General features: G+C 67.8%; 15 protein-coding genes. 9 read left to right on the top strand and 6 right to left on the bottom strand.

Going from position 1 to position 15,471, the window contains the following annotated elements; genetic code table 11:
* Position 1: 1 nt before the first annotated feature.
* Together ACE3N9_RS13235 and ACE3N9_RS13230 are read left to right on the top strand one after the other, a co-directional pair.
* Positions 2-1,438, top strand: coding sequence for a glutamate synthase subunit beta (locus ACE3N9_RS13235; RefSeq protein ID WP_374284315.1), 1,437 nt, complete (start codon positions 2-4; stop codon positions 1,436-1,438).
* Positions 1,439-1,548: 110 nt separating this feature from the next.
* Positions 1,549-2,436 carry a RimK family alpha-L-glutamate ligase gene (locus ACE3N9_RS13230; protein ID WP_374284313.1) on the top strand — a complete coding sequence of 296 codons (888 nt, stop codon included), beginning with the start codon at positions 1,549-1,551 and terminating at the stop codon, positions 2,434-2,436.
* Here ACE3N9_RS13230 and ung read toward each other — a convergent pair.
* Positions 2,433-3,125 carry a uracil-DNA glycosylase gene (gene ung / locus ACE3N9_RS13225; RefSeq protein WP_374284311.1) on the bottom strand — a complete coding sequence of 231 codons (693 nt, stop codon included), beginning with the start codon at positions 3,123-3,125 and terminating at the stop codon, positions 2,433-2,435. The genes ACE3N9_RS13230 and ung overlap by 4 nt on opposite strands.
* Before the next feature lie 64 nt (positions 3,126-3,189).
* Here ung and ACE3N9_RS13220 point away from each other — a divergent pair, with 64 nt between their 5' ends.
* Genes ACE3N9_RS13220 through ACE3N9_RS13200 form a run of 5 tightly spaced genes read left to right on the top strand, consistent with a single transcriptional unit; the run spans position 3,190 to position 7,446 of the window.
* Positions 3,190-3,810 carry a ribonuclease D gene (locus tag ACE3N9_RS13220; protein WP_374284309.1) on the top strand — a complete coding sequence of 207 codons (621 nt, stop codon included), beginning with the start codon at positions 3,190-3,192 and terminating at the stop codon, positions 3,808-3,810.
* 27 nt (positions 3,811-3,837) lie between these two features.
* On the top strand, positions 3,838-4,482 hold the full coding sequence (locus ACE3N9_RS13215; protein WP_374284306.1) for an LPS export ABC transporter periplasmic protein LptC: 645 nt from the start codon (positions 3,838-3,840) through the stop codon (positions 4,480-4,482).
* A complete protein-coding gene (locus ACE3N9_RS13210; protein ID WP_374284304.1) occupies positions 4,482-5,021 on the top strand; it encodes an LptA/OstA family protein in 540 nt (179 codons plus the stop codon). The genes ACE3N9_RS13215 and ACE3N9_RS13210 overlap by 1 nt, the downstream gene beginning before the upstream one ends.
* 11 nt (positions 5,022-5,032) lie before the next feature.
* Positions 5,033-6,208 carry a nucleotidyltransferase family protein gene (locus ACE3N9_RS13205; protein ID WP_374284302.1) on the top strand — a complete coding sequence of 392 codons (1,176 nt, stop codon included), beginning with the start codon at positions 5,033-5,035 and terminating at the stop codon, positions 6,206-6,208.
* The gene (locus ACE3N9_RS13200) at positions 6,205-7,446 is read left to right on the top strand and encodes a WcaI family glycosyltransferase (protein WP_374284301.1); all 1,242 of its coding nucleotides are present in this window, start codon (positions 6,205-6,207) and stop codon (positions 7,444-7,446) included. Before ACE3N9_RS13205 ends, ACE3N9_RS13200 begins: the two co-directional genes overlap by 4 nt.
* On the opposite strand, the gene ACE3N9_RS13195 is transcribed toward ACE3N9_RS13200, so the two are convergent.
* The 3 genes from ACE3N9_RS13195 to mutS are packed head-to-tail and all read right to left on the bottom strand — an operon-like array spanning position 7,443 to position 10,573.
* Positions 7,443-7,739 carry a hypothetical protein gene (locus tag ACE3N9_RS13195; RefSeq protein WP_374284299.1) on the bottom strand — a complete coding sequence of 99 codons (297 nt, stop codon included), beginning with the start codon at positions 7,737-7,739 and terminating at the stop codon, positions 7,443-7,445. The genes ACE3N9_RS13200 and ACE3N9_RS13195 overlap by 4 nt on opposite strands.
* A gap of 13 nt (positions 7,740-7,752) precedes the next feature.
* The gene (locus tag ACE3N9_RS13190; protein WP_374284297.1) at positions 7,753-7,938 is read right to left on the bottom strand and encodes a hypothetical protein; all 186 of its coding nucleotides are present in this window, start codon (positions 7,936-7,938) and stop codon (positions 7,753-7,755) included.
* A gap of 34 nt (positions 7,939-7,972) precedes the next feature.
* Positions 7,973-10,573 (bottom strand): DNA mismatch repair protein MutS, encoded by a 2,601-nt coding sequence (mutS, locus tag ACE3N9_RS13185; protein ID WP_374284294.1) that lies wholly within the window; start codon positions 10,571-10,573, stop codon positions 7,973-7,975.
* Between the two features lie 111 nt (positions 10,574-10,684).
* On the opposite strand from mutS, the gene ACE3N9_RS13180 reads away from it, so the two are divergent.
* Positions 10,685-12,964 (top strand): NADP-dependent malic enzyme, encoded by a 2,280-nt coding sequence (locus ACE3N9_RS13180; protein WP_374284292.1) that lies wholly within the window; start codon positions 10,685-10,687, stop codon positions 12,962-12,964.
* Between the two features lie 5 nt (positions 12,965-12,969).
* Positions 12,970-13,839 (top strand): CoA ester lyase, encoded by an 870-nt coding sequence (locus tag ACE3N9_RS13175; RefSeq protein ID WP_374284289.1) that lies wholly within the window; start codon positions 12,970-12,972, stop codon positions 13,837-13,839.
* Positions 13,840-13,842: 3 nt separating this feature from the next.
* On the opposite strand, the gene ACE3N9_RS13170 is transcribed toward ACE3N9_RS13175, so the two are convergent.
* Both ACE3N9_RS13170 and ACE3N9_RS13165 read right to left on the bottom strand, forming a co-directional pair.
* Complete coding sequence (locus ACE3N9_RS13170; RefSeq protein WP_374284287.1) at positions 13,843-14,607, bottom strand: sulfite exporter TauE/SafE family protein; 765 nt, start codon at positions 14,605-14,607, stop codon at positions 13,843-13,845.
* A gap of 114 nt (positions 14,608-14,721) precedes the next feature.
* Positions 14,722-15,438 carry a tRNA (guanosine(46)-N(7))-methyltransferase TrmB gene (locus tag ACE3N9_RS13165; RefSeq protein ID WP_374284286.1) on the bottom strand — a complete coding sequence of 239 codons (717 nt, stop codon included), beginning with the start codon at positions 15,436-15,438 and terminating at the stop codon, positions 14,722-14,724.
* Positions 15,439-15,471 lie beyond the last annotated feature (33 nt).

Genomic DNA, 15,471 nt, shown 5'->3' with positions numbered 1-15,471 from the left:
CATGGGCAAGGAAACCGGCTTTCTCGAGCTTGACCGCAAGGACCGCACCTATGCTGACGCACAGGAGCGGGTGAAGCACTATAACGAGTTCGTCATTCCGCATCAGGAAGGCGAGCTCAAGGCGCAGGCCAGCCGCTGCATGAACTGCGGCATCCCCTATTGTCATAACGGCTGTCCGGTGAACAACATCATCCCGGACTGGAACCACCTGACCTATGAAGGGAACTGGCAGGGCGCGCTGGAAGTGCTGCACTCGACCAACAACTTCCCCGAATTCACCGGCCGCATCTGCCCCGCCCCGTGCGAGGCAAGCTGCACGCTGAACATCGTGGACCAGCCGGTGACGATCAAGAGCATCGAATGCGCGATCGTCGACAAGGGCTGGCAGGAAGGCTGGATCGTCCCGCAGATCCCCGCCAAGCGCACTGGCAAGTCGGTTGCGGTGGTGGGTTCGGGTCCGGCCGGCATGGCCGCCGCCCAGCAGCTGGCGCGCGCCGGGCATTCGGTGACGCTGTTCGAAAAGAACGACCGGGTTGGCGGGCTGCTGCGTTACGGCATTCCCGACTTCAAGCTGGAAAAGCACCTGATCAACCGCCGGATCGTGCAGATGGAAGCCGAAGGCGTCCAGTTTCGCACTTCGACCGAGGTTGGCGTTACCATTTCGGTTAACTCGCTGAAGGAAAACTTCGACGCGATCGTCCTGTCGGGCGGCGCGGAAGATCCCCGTCCGCTCGATATCCCCGGCTTCGAGCTGCCGGGCGTGCGCTTCGCGATGGAATTCCTGACCCAGCAGAACAAGCGCAATGCCGGCGACGAGGAACTGCGCGCCGCGCCGCGCGGCTCGCTGCTCGCCACGGGCAAGCACGTGGTCGTGATCGGCGGCGGCGATACCGGCTCGGACTGCGTCGGCACTTCGATCCGCCAGGGCGCGGCTTCGGTCACCCAGATCGAAATCATGCCCAAGCCGCCCGAAAAGGAAGACAAGGCGCTGACCTGGCCAAACTGGCCGATGAAGCTGCGCACCAGCTCCAGCCACGAAGAAGGCTGCGAACGCGACTGGGCGATCCTGACCAAGCGCGTGGTTGGCGAAGGCGGCCAGGTTACCGGGCTGGACTGCGTCCGCGTCGAATGGGTGGATGGCAAGATGCAGGAAGTCCCCGGCAGCGAATTCACGCTGAAGGCGGACCTGATCTTCCTCGCGATGGGCTTCCTTGGTCCGCGCAAGCAGGGCCTGCTGGACCAGGCCGGGGTCGCGCTCGACCCGCGCGGCAACGTAGCCGCCAACGTGATCAACTACCAGACCAGCGATCCCAAGATCTGGGCCTGCGGCGACATGCGCCGGGGCCAGTCGCTGGTCGTCTGGGCGATCCGCGAAGGCCGCCAGTGCGCCCGCGCGGTGGACGAAGCGCTGATGGGCGTGAGCGAACTGCCGCGCTGAGCCAACGCCGCACAACAAATCAGGCAGGGCGTCTTCCCCGCGGAAGGCGCCCTGCTTGCGTTCGGGCCGACTGAATTGCCCCGACGGCCCATCCGCGCTACCGCGCGGCCATGCTGCCCCGGATCGCCTTCCTCGCCTGCCCCGCCACCCTGCCCGGATCGCCCACCCGCCGGCCCGACGCATTCGAGCACGACCTGCAGGTCGGCGCACTGCGCGATGGCCTGGCCGGCCGCGCCGAAGTGCTGGAACTGGACTGGCGCGCGCCGCTGGAAGAATTGGCCGAGTGCCAGCTGGCCGTGCTTGGCACGGTCTGGGACTATACCAACCATCCGGCAGAGTTCCTGACCCGGCTGGAAAACCTGGCAGCTGCCGGAGTGCAGGTCTGCAATCCGCCGGAGGTGGTGCGCTGGAATGCCGACAAAGGCTACCTGGCCGAACTGGCCCAGCGCGGCGCACCGTCGATCCCGACGCTGTGGCCGGACGATCCGGGCGAGGCCGACATCCACGCCGCGTTCGACCATTTCGGCTGCGACCGGGTCGTGGTGAAGCGCCGCGTCGGCGCGGGCGCGGTCGGGCAGTTCAGCTTCGTGCGCGGCGATCCGTCGCTGGCAGGCTGGCGCATGGGTCATGCGGCGATGGTCCAGCCGTTCCTGCCCGCGATCCAGCAGGAAGGGGAACTGAGCCTGATCTTCATCGCCGGCATGTTCAGCCACGCGCTGTGGAAGCACGCGGTGCCGGGCGATTACCGCATCCAGTCGCTCTACGGCGGGACCGAACATGTCGTAACGCCCGATGCCGCCGACCTGACCCAGGCCGAAGCGGTGATCGCCATGCTGCCGTTCGAAGCGCCCACGCTGTATGCCCGGATCGACATGGTGCGCGGGCTGGATGGCCAGATGGCGCTGATCGAAGCGGAGTTGATCGAACCCTACCTTTATCCGCGTCAGGGCCCGCAGCTGGGCGAGCGGCTGGGCGAAGCAATCCTGGCCCGGCTCTAGTCCACCCGCCAGTCCACCGCGCCGCGCTCGTGGCTTTCCAGAAACGCGTTGGCCTGGCTGAAGTGGCGGCAGCCGAACCAGCCGGTGTGGGCCGATAGCGGGCTGGGATGCGGCGCGGTCAGCACGAGGTGGTGGCTGCCCGGCCCCAGCCCCGGCACGTTCTGGGCCTTCTTGCGGGCGTGGCTGCCCCACAGCAGGAACACGCAAGGGTCCGCCTTGGCGGCGACCGCGGCGACCACGGCATCGGTGATCGCTTCCCAACCCCTACCCTTGTGCGAGGCGGGCTTGCCATCCTCGACCGTCAGCGAATTGTTGAGCAGCAGCACGCCCTGCTCCGCCCAGCGGGTCAGGTTGCCGTGCTTGGGGATCGGCAGGCCCAGGTCGGTGTGCAGTTCCTTGTAGATGTTGACCAGGCTGGGCGGTACCCGCACCCCCGGCTGGACGGAAAAGCTGAGGCCATGCGCCTGCCCCGGTCCGTGATAGGGGTCCTGCCCCAGAATCACCACCTTGACCGTATCGAGCGGAGTCAGGTCGAGCGCCGCAAGCCGCACGCCGCGCGGCGGATAGACCGCCTTGCCGGCGGCCTCCTCGGCCTTGAGGAACCCGCCCAGCCGCCGCGCCTCGGGCGTGGCCAGCACAGGATCAAGCGCCTCGCGCCAGCTGGGGGGAACTGCATCATTGCCGGACACGGGTGAAGACTCCCTCGATTGCGCTCTTTCCTAGCGCCGCGGATCAGCCTAAGCACCTTGGCATATGGCAGTCTATCTCCACGAAGAAGATCTCCCCGAAGGCGTGCTTGCCCCGGGCCCGATCGCCGTCGATACCGAAACCATGGGGCTGATCACCCCGCGCGATCGGCTGTGCCTGGTCCAGCTGTCCGATGGCGGCGGCGATGAACACCTGGTCCGGTTCAACCCCGGATCGGACTATGCCGCGCCCAACCTCAAGGCGGTGCTGGCCGATCCCGCGCGGGTGAAACTGTATCACTTCGCCCGGTTCGACCTCGCCGCGATCGAGCATTACATGGGCGTGGTCGCTGCGCCGGTGTTCTGCACCAAGATCGCCAGCAAGCTGGTGCGTACCTACACCGACCGCCACGGCCTCAAGGACCTGGTCCGCGAATTGCTGGGCAAGGAACTGTCCAAGCAGCAGCAGTCGAGCGACTGGGGCGGGCCCGAGCTGTCCGAAGCGCAGCGCGAATATGCAGCCTCCGACGTGCGCTATCTTCACGCCATGCAGACCATCCTGATCGAGCGGCTGCAGCGCGAAGGACGTATGGAAGTGGCCCAGGCCTGCTTCGATTTCCTCCCGCACCGCGCCCGGCTCGATCTGATCGGCTGGCCGGACAAGGACATTTTCAGCCACGAGGCCTGAGGCCCCGGGGCTGAAACCGCCGCGCGCATGACCGAAGCCGCCGACCAGATCCGGGACCAGCGCCGCCACTGGGCCGCGCCCGGCGGTTCGCACGACCGCACGGTGCGCTTCCTGGCGCGCTGGCTGCCAGGTGCGGTGGGTGTGGTTGCCGCGCTGTTGATCGTTGGCCCGCTGTTCCCGCGCGGCGAAATCAGCTTCCTGCTCGATCGCAACAAGGTTGCGGCGGTGAGCGAACGCCTGCGCGTGGCCGATGCCATGTACCGCGGCGAAGACAGCGAGGGGCGGCCCTTTACCGTGACCGCCGGCAGCGCGGTTCAGGTCAGCGCCGCCGATCCGGTGGTCAGGATGCAGAACCTGGTCGCGCGGATCAAGCTGGCCGATGGCCCGGCGCAGCTGGCTGCGGCGGGCGGCATCTATGATTACAGCAAGGAACTGGTCACGGTGCAGGGCCCGGTGACCTTCACCGCCGCCGATGGCTACCGCATGACCACCCAGAACGTCGCGATCGACCTCAAGGCCCGAATCGCGACCGGCGGGGGCGGGGTCACCGGGGCCATTCCGGCTGGCACTTTCAGCGCCGACCGGATAATTGCCAACCTTGGCGAGCGCACGGTGACGCTCGATGGACACGCGCGGCTGCTGATGCAGCCCGGCAAGCTCAGGATGCCGTGATGGCCGAACGTTCGATCAGATCCCTTGCCTTTCGTTCGCTGCTGGGCGGATTCGCGCTTGGCACCATGGGCCTGCTGGCAGTCAGCCAGGGCGGCGCCCAAGCGATTGGCGGGCACAACAGCGACGCCCCGGTCAGCTATGCCGCCGACCGGATCGAGTTGCAGGACAAGGCCAACCGCGTGGTCCTGTCAGGCAATGTCGATATCCAGCAGGGCGACCTGCGGCTGCGCGCCGCGCGCACGACGGTAGCTTACACCGACGAAGGCTCGCTCAAGATCCAGCGGATCGACGCGACCGGCGGGGTCCTGGTGACGCGCGGCAGCGAAAGCGCGCGCGGCGACGTGGCGATCTATGACTTCAACCAGCGGATCATCACTCTGGCAGGCGGGATCGGCCTGCGCCGGGGCAGCGACACGCTGAACGGCGGGCGGCTGGTGATCGACCTCAAGAGCGGCCTGTCCAGCATCGACGGCCGCGGCGCCCCCGGCGGGACCGGCCGTGTTTCGGGGACCTTCCAGGTTCCCAAGCGCAGCAACTGACGACAGGCCGGATGGATCGTCCCGCGCTTTGCCGTGCGCTGCTGGCGCTGGTCGGGACGGCGCGCACAAACGATCTGGCCGGACTGGACGCGGATGATTGGGCCGCCATCGACGCGATGGCCGCCACGCATCGCCTGCGCCCCCTGCTGCATGCGCGCCACCGCGACGACAGCCGCATTCCCGCAGCGCTGCGCGATACGTGGCAGGCCGCGCACCGCGCTTCGGCGATGCTGGCCATGGTCCAGCGGGTCGAACTGCGCGAAACGGTGCGCCTGCTCGCTGCCGCGAACATCCCTGCGCTGGTACTCAAGGGCGGCTGGCTGGCCTGGCATGCCTATCCCGAAGCAGCCCAGCGCCCGCTGCGCGACATCGACCTGCTGCTGCCCGAAGGCCGCTTTCTGGAAGGCTGGGACCTGCTGTGCCGGGCGGGCTATGTCCCCGCAGCCGAACCTGACCTGCCGCTGGACCAGCTGGTGCAGGTGGACAAGAGCCCGCCGCCGCTAATCGCCCCGCGCGGCACCGCGATCGAACTGCACCTGCATGCCTGGTTCCCCGAAGGCCGGCTCGAATACTACAGCCCGCCGCCCGACGATGTCGGGCTGTTCGCCCGTGCCCGCCGCGACGAGCAAGGCCTGCTCAATCCCGCGCCCGAAGACATGCTGGCGCACCTGGTGATTCATGCGATCTACAGCCACCGGCTTGACTGCGGGCCCTTGCTGCTGCCCGACATCGCCTTCCTGCTGGAACGCGAAACGCTGGATTGGCCGGCTTTCTGGAGCCGCGGCCAGGCAGCCGGCTGGGCCGGCGGGGCGCGGCTCGTGCTCGATCTGGTCGACCGTTATTGTACTCCGCCCGCGCTGGACCTTGCGGCCGCGCCGGTTCCGGCCACGCCGGACGACCTGCTGGCCACGGCCGAGGAACTGATGCTCCAGAACCTCGAGACCCGCTACAGCGCGGGCCTGGCGGCCTCGGGGCTGACTATCGGCCTCAAAGGGTTGTGGCCGCGCATCACCCGCCGCGTGTCCGCCGGGGCAGGCCATGTCCATCACCGCGACAGCGCCAGCGAAGGCGGATATGTGGCCTGGGCGCGCAGCCGCCTGGCGCGGACGCTGTCCGACCTGTCCGACCCCGCCGTGCGGCGCCAGTCACGGCAACTGGCGCAGCTCAGCAAATGGCTCGATCGATGACCCCTGCGAAAATCCTGCTGCTCACGCTCAATTACGCGCCCGAGCCGGTCGGAATCGGTCCCTACAGCGCCGGGCTGGCCGAGGCCCTGGCCGAGCGTGGGCACCGCGTGCAGGTGATCGCGGGCAAGCCGTATTATCCGCAGTGGCGGGTCTATCCGGCCTTTGCCGGGAGCGGCTGGCAGCAGGGCGAGGAACGGGGCGTGGGGATCACGCGCTGCCCGCACTATGTCCCGGCCCAGCCCGGCGGTCTCAAGCGCATCCTCCATCTTGCCAGCTTTGCCCTCACCGCGCTGCCCATCGCCCTGCGCGCCGCGCTGCGGGACAAGGCGCAGCGCCCGCAGGTGGTGATGGTCATCGCCCCGGCGCTGCTCAGCGTGCTGACCGGCTGGCTGGCCGCGCGGCTGGCCGGGGCCAGGCTGTGGATCCACGTGCAAGACTTCGAAGTCGAAGCGGCGCTTGCCACGGGCCTGCTGGGCGAACAGGGCCTGCCCGCCCGGCTGGCGCGCTGGCTGGAAGGCTGGGTGCTGCGGCGCGGCGACCGGGTGACCACGATCAGCCCGCAGATGTGCGCCAAGCTGCGCGACAAGGGCGTGGCGGCCGAGCGGGTGCGCGAAGTGCGCAACTGGGCCGACGCCCGCTTTGCCGCCGATCCCGACGGCGCCCGCGCGATCCGCGCCGAATGGGGCCTGGGCGACCGCCTCGTGGCGCTCTATTCCGGCAATATTGCCCGCAAGCAGGGGATCGAAATCCTGGTCGAGGCGGCCCGGCTGCTGCGGAACCGGCCGGACATCGGTTTCGTGATCTGCGGCGAAGGGCCCAACCGGGCCGAGCTGGAACGGCTGGCCGCCGGGCTGGAAAACATCCAGCTACACGACCTGCAACCGGCCGAGCGAATGGGCGCGATGCTGACCATGGCCGACCTGCACCTGCTGCCACAGATTGCCGGCGCGGCCGATCTGGTCCTGCCCAGCAAGCTGACCAACATGCTCGCCTCGGGCCGCCCCGTTGTGGCGACTGCCGATCCCGGCACGGGCCTGTTCAGCGAGGTCGATGGCTGTGGCACGCTAACCGCCCCGGGCGATGCCGCGGCGCTCGCCGCCGCAATCGCCGCGCTGGCAGCCGATCCAGCGCGGCGCGCGGCCTATGGTGCGGCGGCGCGGCAGCGGGCGGAAGAACGCTGGATGAAGGACGCGATCATCGACCGCGTCGAAACCGGCATCACCGAACTGACGGCTTAGGCAGCGCCGTTCTGAACTGAATCGTCGGCTTCGTCTTCCTGCGCTTCCACGGCGGCAGGGCTGTCGGTCTGTCCGCTGTCCGCCTCATCGGCCAGGACTTCGTCCTCGGCGGCGGCCGGCGATGCCGCGCCAGTGGGTGCGGCGGTGCCTTGCTGCTGTTCGCGAATCTGCTGCGTGCGAGCTTCAAGCTGTTCGTTGCCCCCGCCGCGTTCGAAAAAGGCGGTCGCGCTCGCGGTCAGCCCGATTGCCCAGAGCAGGGCGAATTTCCAGTTGCGGAAGATCAGCTGATACACGCCTGAGCCTCTTTCAGTCCTTCGCCCAGGGCGATTTGTGCGCAGCCTTGGCGACAGCTGCCTTCTGCGCCTCATGCTCGCGCGCCTGATCGGCCACCGGCACCGTGCAATAGGCCGTGGCGAGGATGCCGAGCGACCAGGCCACCGCCTTCCAGCGGCTGGCGAACACCTGGCCCAGCTTGGGTCCGAAACCGAACATGGTGTCGGCACTAGCCGGGAATGCTTAAGGAAGCCTATTCGGCCAAGTGCTTGAGCGCATAGACCAGTTCCAGCGCATCACGCGGGCTGAGCGCATCAACATCCACTTCGGCCAGACGCGCGCGCAGCGCATCGACTTCGGGCTCGCTGGCGGCGGCAGCGGTGGCGGCGAATAGCGGCAGATCGCCCAGCCCAGCCGCCAGGCCGCCGGTTTCGGCCCGGCCTTTCTCCAGCTTGTCGAGCACGGCCTTGGCCCGCGCCACCACCGGGGCAGGCACCCCGGCGAGCTTCGCCACGGCGAGGCCATAGGAGCGGTCAGCCGGGCCTTCGGCCACTTCGTGCAGCAGCACCAGTTCGCCCTTCCACTCGCGCGCGCGGACGTGATGCAGCGACAGCGCCTCGCAGCTGTCGGCCAGGCGGGCAAGTTCGTGGTAATGGGTCGCGAACAGGCAGCGGCTGCGGTTGACGCCGTGCACCGCCTCGACCACCGCCCAGGCCAGCGCGAGGCCATCGTAGGTTGAGGTACCGCGCCCGACTTCGTCCAGGATCACAAAGCTGCGTTCGCTCGCCTGGGCCAGGATCGCTGCGGTCTCGACCATTTCGACCATGAAGGTCGAGCGCCCGCGCGCCAGGTTGTCGCTGGCGCCGACCCGGCTGAACAGCCGGTCGACCAGCCCGATTCGCGCGCGCGCAGCAGGCACGAAGCCACCTGCCTGCGCCAGCAGCACGATCAGCGCGTTCTGGCGCAGGAACGTGCTCTTGCCGCCCATGTTCGGCCCGCCGACCAGCCACAGCCGGTCATGGCTGGCGAGACGGCAGTCGTTGGCGACAAAGCGCTCGCCCTTCGCCGCCAGCGCCGCTTCAACCACGGGATGGCGGCCCTGTTCGATCTCCAGCGCCAGCCCCGCGCTGATCGCGGGCCGGGACCAGCCGCTCTCCGCCGCGCGTTCGGCCTGCCCGGCGGCCACGTCGATCCGGGCGAGCGCCTGGGCCGTGGCGGCGATGGCGTGGCGGGCGGCAATCGCCTCGGCCACCAGCTGCTCAAAATGGGCTTCTTCCGCTGCCAGGGCATGCCCACCGGCCTGGGCGATGCGGCTCGCTTCCTCGTGCAGGGCAACGGCATTGAACCGCACTGCCCCGGCCATGGTCTGGCGGTGGGTGAAGCCGCTATCGGGCGCCATCAGCGCATCCGCACGGCCAGCCGGCACCTCGATGAAATAGCCCAGCACGCCGTTGTGGCGGATCTTCAGCGCAACGATCCCGGTCTGGTCGCGGTATTTCGTCTCCAGCGCGGCAATGGCGCGTCGGGCATCGCCCGAAATGCGGCGCAGCTCATCCAGCGCGGCGTCATAGTCTTCGGCAATGTAGCCGCCCTGCCCACGCTCGGTCGGCGGACTGGGCACCAGCGCGCGGGCAAAATGGTCGCACAGCGCGCCGTGCCCCGCCAGACTGGGCAGCAGCGTGCGCAGCAGTTCCGGCAGATCGGTGCGCGGCAGCAGGAAATCGTGGATTCGGCGCGCCTCGGTCAATCCGTCGCGCAGCTGTCCCAGGTCGCGCGGGCTGCCGCGCCCAGCGACCACCCGGCCCAGCGCCCGGCCCAGGTCTGGCAACGCGCGCAGCACAGTGCGCAGGTCCGCGCGCAGCAGCGGATCATCGTGCAACCACTGCACCAATTCCAGCCGCGCCTCGATCAGCGTCAGATCGGTCAACGGAGCGGACAGGTCTTCGGCCAGCAGCCGCGCCCCCGCGCCGGTGACGCAGCGATCGAGCGCATCGACCAGGCTGCCCTTGCGGCTGCCCTGGCTGGTGACGAGGATTTCGAGACTGGCGCGAGTCGCTTCATCCATGGCGAGGTGCGCATCGCCGCTGCGCGCCACCGGGGGCAGCAGCAGCGGCAGCTTGCCGCGCCCGACATGATCGAGATAGGCGATCAGCCCGCCCGCCGCCGCCAGCATCGCCCGGCTGAACATGCCGAACCCATCGAGCGTGGCCACGCCGTGCACCGCCTTGAGCCGCGCTTCCCCCTGGTCAGAGCCGAATTCGCGCGCCGGGCGGGGCATCGCGGCCGCCGGGGCCAGATCCCACTGTTCGGGCGCGACGAGTTCGCTTGCTCCCAGCCGCGCCAGGGCCGCACTCAGCCGATCGGGCGCGCATTCCTCCAGCTCCATCCGCCCGGTCGAAATGTCGCAGGCGGCAATCCCGCACTGCCCGCGCACTTCGCACACGGCGGCCAGCACGTTGGCCCGGCGCGGTTCGAGCAGGGCTTCCTCCGTCAGGGTGCCGGCGGTGACGAAGCGGACGATGTCGCGCGCGACCAGCGCCTTGGAACCGCCGCGCCGCTTGGCCTCTTCGGGCGTTTCGATCTGTTCGGCAATCGCCACGCGGCAGCCGGCCTTGATCAGGCGGGCCAGATAGCCTTCCGCCGAATGGACTGGCACGCCGCACATCGGGATCGGCAGGCCCATGTGTTCGCCCCGGCTGGTCAGCGCGATGTCCAGCACCTGCGCGGCCAGCCGGGCATCGTCGAAGAACAGTTCGAAGAAATCGCCCATGCGGTAGAACAGCAGGCAATCCTCCGCCTGCTCCTTGAGCGCGAGGTACTGGACCATCATGGGGCTGGCGCTGCTGCCTGACATGTCGTCCGGCCTAGCGGTTGTAGCGGCGATTCGGAACGCTTGGACCCCACGCTTTCCCCTATCGCGTGGCCCAAGCATCCGTTAGGGCAAGGCCGAAACCGGAGATCGCACGTGTCAGAAGAACTTTCCCAGCAGAACGAAAGCAACGTCCGCTTCACCGAGCGCGAGGCGCTGTTCTATCACAGCACCATCCGCCCAGGTAAGATCGAGATCATCGCGTCGAAGCCGATGGCGACCCAGCGCGACCTGAGCCTGGCCTATTCGCCGGGCGTGGCCGTGCCGGTGCAGGCCATCGCCGACGATCCCACCGCCGCCTATGAATATACCGCGCGCGGCAACCTGGTGGCGGTGATTTCGAACGGCACCGCGATCCTGGGCATGGGCAACCTGGGTGCGCTGGCATCCAAGCCGGTAATGGAAGGCAAGGCAGTGCTGTTCAAGCGCTTTGCCGACGTCGATTCGATCGACATCGAACTGGCGACCGAGGATCCCGAAAAGTTCATCGAGGCCGTGGCGCTGATGGAGCCCAGCTTCGGCGGGATCAACCTGGAAGACATCAAGGCCCCGGAATGCTTCGTGATCGAGCAGGCACTGCGCGAACGCATGAAGATCCCGGTGATGCACGATGACCAGCACGGCACCGCGATCATCGCCGCCGCCGGCCTGGTCAACGCCTGCTACCTGACCGGGCGCGATTTCAAGGACGTGAAGATGGTGGTCAACGGCGCTGGCGCATCGGCGCTGGCCTGCACCGCGCTGATCAAGTCGATGGGCGTGCGCCACGAAAACGTCACCGTCTGCGATACCAAGGGCGTGATCTATGTCGGGCGCGAAGGCGTGGATCAGTTCAAGAGCGCGCATGCGATCCACACCGATAAGCGCACGCTGAAGGAAGCGCTGGTCGGCGCGGACATCTTCCTGGGCTTGTCGGCTGCCGGCGCGGTGACGCAGGACATGGTCAAGGACATGGCCGCGCAGCCGATCATCTTCGCCATGGCCAACCCGGACCCGGAAATCACCCCGCCCGATGTCAAGGCCGTGCGCCCCGACGCGATCGTCGCAACCGGCCGGTCGGACTATCCCAACCAGGTCAACAACGTGCTGGGCTTCCCCTTCATCTTCCGCGGCGCGCTGGACGTCCAGGCGACCGCGATCAACGAGGAGATGAAGATCGCCGCCGCCCGCGCCATTGCCGAACTGGCGCGCGAAACCGTGCCCGAGGAAGTGGCGGCGGCCTATGGCCAGAAATACCAGTTCGGGCCGGAATACATCATCCCCGCCCCGTTCGATCCGCGGCTGATGGAAGTGGTGTCTTCCGCCGTCGCCAAGGCGGCGATGGATACCGGGGTGGCGCAGAAGCCCATTGAGGATTTCGACGCTTATCGCCACAGCTTGAAGGCCCGGCTCAACCCGACCACTTCGGTGCTGACCCAGGTCTATGAAACGGTCAAGGCCAACCCCAAGCGGATGATCTTTGCCGAGGCCGAGAACGAGATCGTGCTGCGCGCGGCGATCCAGTACCGTGATTTCGGCTATGGCGAGCCGGTGCTGGTCGGGCGGACAGAGGCGGTCAAGGCAAAGCTGGCCGAGCTCGGTGTTGGCAATCCCGACAGCTACCAGATCGAGAACTCGGCAGTCAGCGAGCATATCCCGGCGATGGTCGACATGCTGTATTCCCGCCTGCAACGCCGCGGTTTCCTGGAACGCGACGTGCGCCGCATGGTCAACCAGGATCGCAACGTCTTCGCTTCGTGCCTGCTCAAGCTGGGGGTGGGCGATGCGATGGTCACCGGGATCACCCGCACTTTTGGCCAGACAATGCGCGAAGTGCGCCATGTGCTCGATCCGCAGGAGGGCCGCCTGCCCTTTGGCATCCACCTGATGATCGGCAAGAACTATACCGTGTTCCTGGCCGACACGACGGTCAACGAACGGCCGAGCAGCGCCGATCTGGCGGTGATCGCCAAGGAAACCGCCGCTGTTGCCCGCCGCCTGGGCCACGAACCGCGCGTCGCCTTCCTGTCCTATTCGACCTTTGGCAACCCGCCGGGCCGCTGGCTTGAGCCGATCCGCGAGGCGGTGGCGATCCTCGATGCCGAAAACCCCGGCTTCGAATACGAGGGCGAAATGGCCCCCGACGCCGCGCTGAACCCGACGGTGATGCAGAACTATCCGTTCAGCCGGCTGTCGGCTCCGGCCAACGTGCTGGTCATGCCCGGGCTGCAATCGGCCAACATCTCGGCCAAGCTGCTGCGCGAGCTGGCAGGCAACGCCACGATCGGGCCGATGCTGATCGGCATGGAAAAGCCGGTCCAGATCATCCCGATGACCGCGATCGCGCCCGATGTGCTGACCCTGGCCGTGCTGGCCGCGGCCGGCATCGCGGGGTAAGCGTGATGACCGCCGCCTCTGCCCGCCCGCGCCGCAGCGCGCTCTACCTGCCGGCTTCGAACGCCAAGGCCCTGGCCAAGGCGAGGACCCTGCCGGTCGATACCGTCATCCTCGATCTTGAGGATTCGGTCGCGCCTGATGGCAAGGTAGAGGCCCGCGCCATGGCCGTGGCGGCGGTGGGCGAAGGCGGGTTCGGCCGGCGCGAGGTAGTAGTGCGGGCAAATGGCCTGAATACCCCCTGGGGCGCTCACGACCTGGCCGCGATTGCCGCGAGTGGGCCGGATGCGGTGCTGGTGCCCAAGATCGAGGGCGTGGAGGACATTCGCGCCTACAATGCCGCGCTGGCGGCAGCCCCGGCACAGACCCGGCTGTGGGTGATGATCGAAACCTGCGCCGTGCTGCCTCGCCTGCACGATGTGGCGGCCTGCGCGGCAGACAGCCGGCTCGCGGGCTTCGTGCTGGGCACCAATGACCTGGCCAAGGAAATGCGCGCCCAGTTGCTACCTGGCCGAGTGCCATTCCAGCCGGTGCTGACCATGGCGGTTGCCGCCGCGCGGGCGCACGGGCTGGTGGTGCTGGACGGGGTGTGCAACGAATTTCGCGATCTGGCCGCATTCACGGCAGAGGCGCAGCAGGGCCTGCTGTTCGGCTTCGATGGCAAGACACTGATCCATCCCGACCAGATCGAACCGTGCAACGCGGTGTTTTCGCCCAGCGCGGCGGAACTGGACTGGGCCGAGCGGGTGGTCGCCGCCTTTGCCGCGCCGGAACATGCCGGCAAGGGCGTGATCAAGCTGGACGGAAAGATGGTGGAGCTGCTCCACCTTGACCAGGCCCGCCGCCTACTGGCAATTGCCGAGCAGATCGCAGCCTGAAGCTCAGCCCCAGGCTTTCCACACCCCGAAGCCGCTGGTCAGGATCAGCACGGTCCCGACCAGGATCAGCATCTGCTTGGGCGGGAAATGCTTGGCCGCCCAGGCCCCGATCGGCGCGGCCAGCAAGCCGCCGATCAGCAAGCCCAGCGTCGCTCCGGCCAGATCGGCAAAGCCCAGGTGCCAGATGAAGGTGGCCGAGACAGTCAGCGTCAGGAAGAATTCGACTGCGTTGACCGTGCCCACCACCTTGCGCGGATCGGCCCCCTGGATCAGCAGGTTGCTGGTGACCACCGGCCCCCAGCCGCCGCCGCCCGCCGCATCGAGGAACCCGCCAACCAGCCCGAGCGGAGCAATCAGCCGCGCTTCCTTGAGCTTGGGCGGATAGAACAGCCCGCGCGCCAGGATATAGAGGCCGATGCCGGTCAGGTAGAGCAGCACGAACGGCTTGACCACGCTGGCGTCCAGGCTGGTCAAAAGATAGGCACCCAGCACCCCGCCAGCCACGCCCGGCAGCAGCAGCCGCAGGAACAGCTGCTTGTCGATATTGCCGTGCAGCAGATGGCTGATACCCGAGGTGGCGGTGGTGAAACATTCGACCACGTGGACCCGCTGCGAGGCGAGCGCGGGCGGGACCCCCATTACCGCGACCAGCAGGGTATTGGAAATCACGCCAAAGGCCATGCCCAGCGCGCCATCCACCAACTGCGCGGCAAACCCCACCAAAATGAAGGGCAGCAACGCCTCGATGCTCAGCAGCGACAGGTCCATGGCAGGCGACTCCCCAGGTGGCTTTGTCAACCGAACTGGTGGAGTTTATATGGGGACTGCGCCACAAAGAAAAAGTTCGTTAGCGCCGAGCCGTCCTATCCGCGCGCCAAAGCGCTATTTGCGGCGATAGCGGAAGTACCAGACCTCGTGCCCATAGACGGTGCGGGCCTTGTGTTCATAGCGGGTTTCCGGCCAGCCGCCGGGGCGCCTCTGGAAATCGCCCGGCTTGTCGATCAACCATTCGAACTGGTCGGTGTGGCGGCGCATCACCATCAGCGCGTGGCGGACATAGACCGCGTGATCGGTGCCGAAGCGGAATTCGCCGCCGGGGCGCAGCTTGGCCGCGAACAGGTTGACCGGGCCGTCGTTCATCATCCGCCGCTTGGCGTGGCGGGCCTTGGGCCAGGGATCGGGATGGAGCAGGTAAAGGAAGCTGAGCGACCCGTCCGGGATGCGCCGCAGCACTTCCAGCGCATCGCCGTGATGGATCCGAACGTTGCCGAGCGGCGGGTGCGCGCCATTATCGCCGCTGACATGGGTCAGCGCCTGGGCCACGCCGTTGAGGAACGGTTCCGCGCCGATGAAGCCATGGTCAGGCAGCATGTCGGCACGCGCCGCCATATGCTCGCCCCCGCCAAAGCCGATCTCGAAATGCAGTGGGCAGGGCTGGCCGAACAGCCGCTCCGCCGTAACTTCGCCTTCGTCGGGCACGGCAATCTGCGGCAGCAGGTGATCGACCAGCGCCTGCTGGCCCTTGCGCAGCGGCTTGCCCATCGAGCGGCCATAGAGGCGGTTGAGCGTGGTCGGGTCACCGGATTTGTGGGCGGTCATGGTCGGGGCGTTTGGCAGCCGGTCCGGCGGGGG

The organism is Novosphingobium sp. (assembly GCF_041905565.1).
Classification (GTDB): Bacteria; Pseudomonadota; Alphaproteobacteria; order Sphingomonadales; family Sphingomonadaceae; genus Novosphingobium.
The sequence above is the reverse complement of the archived record's forward strand: the minus strand, read 5'-3'. Positions and strand labels throughout refer to the sequence as shown.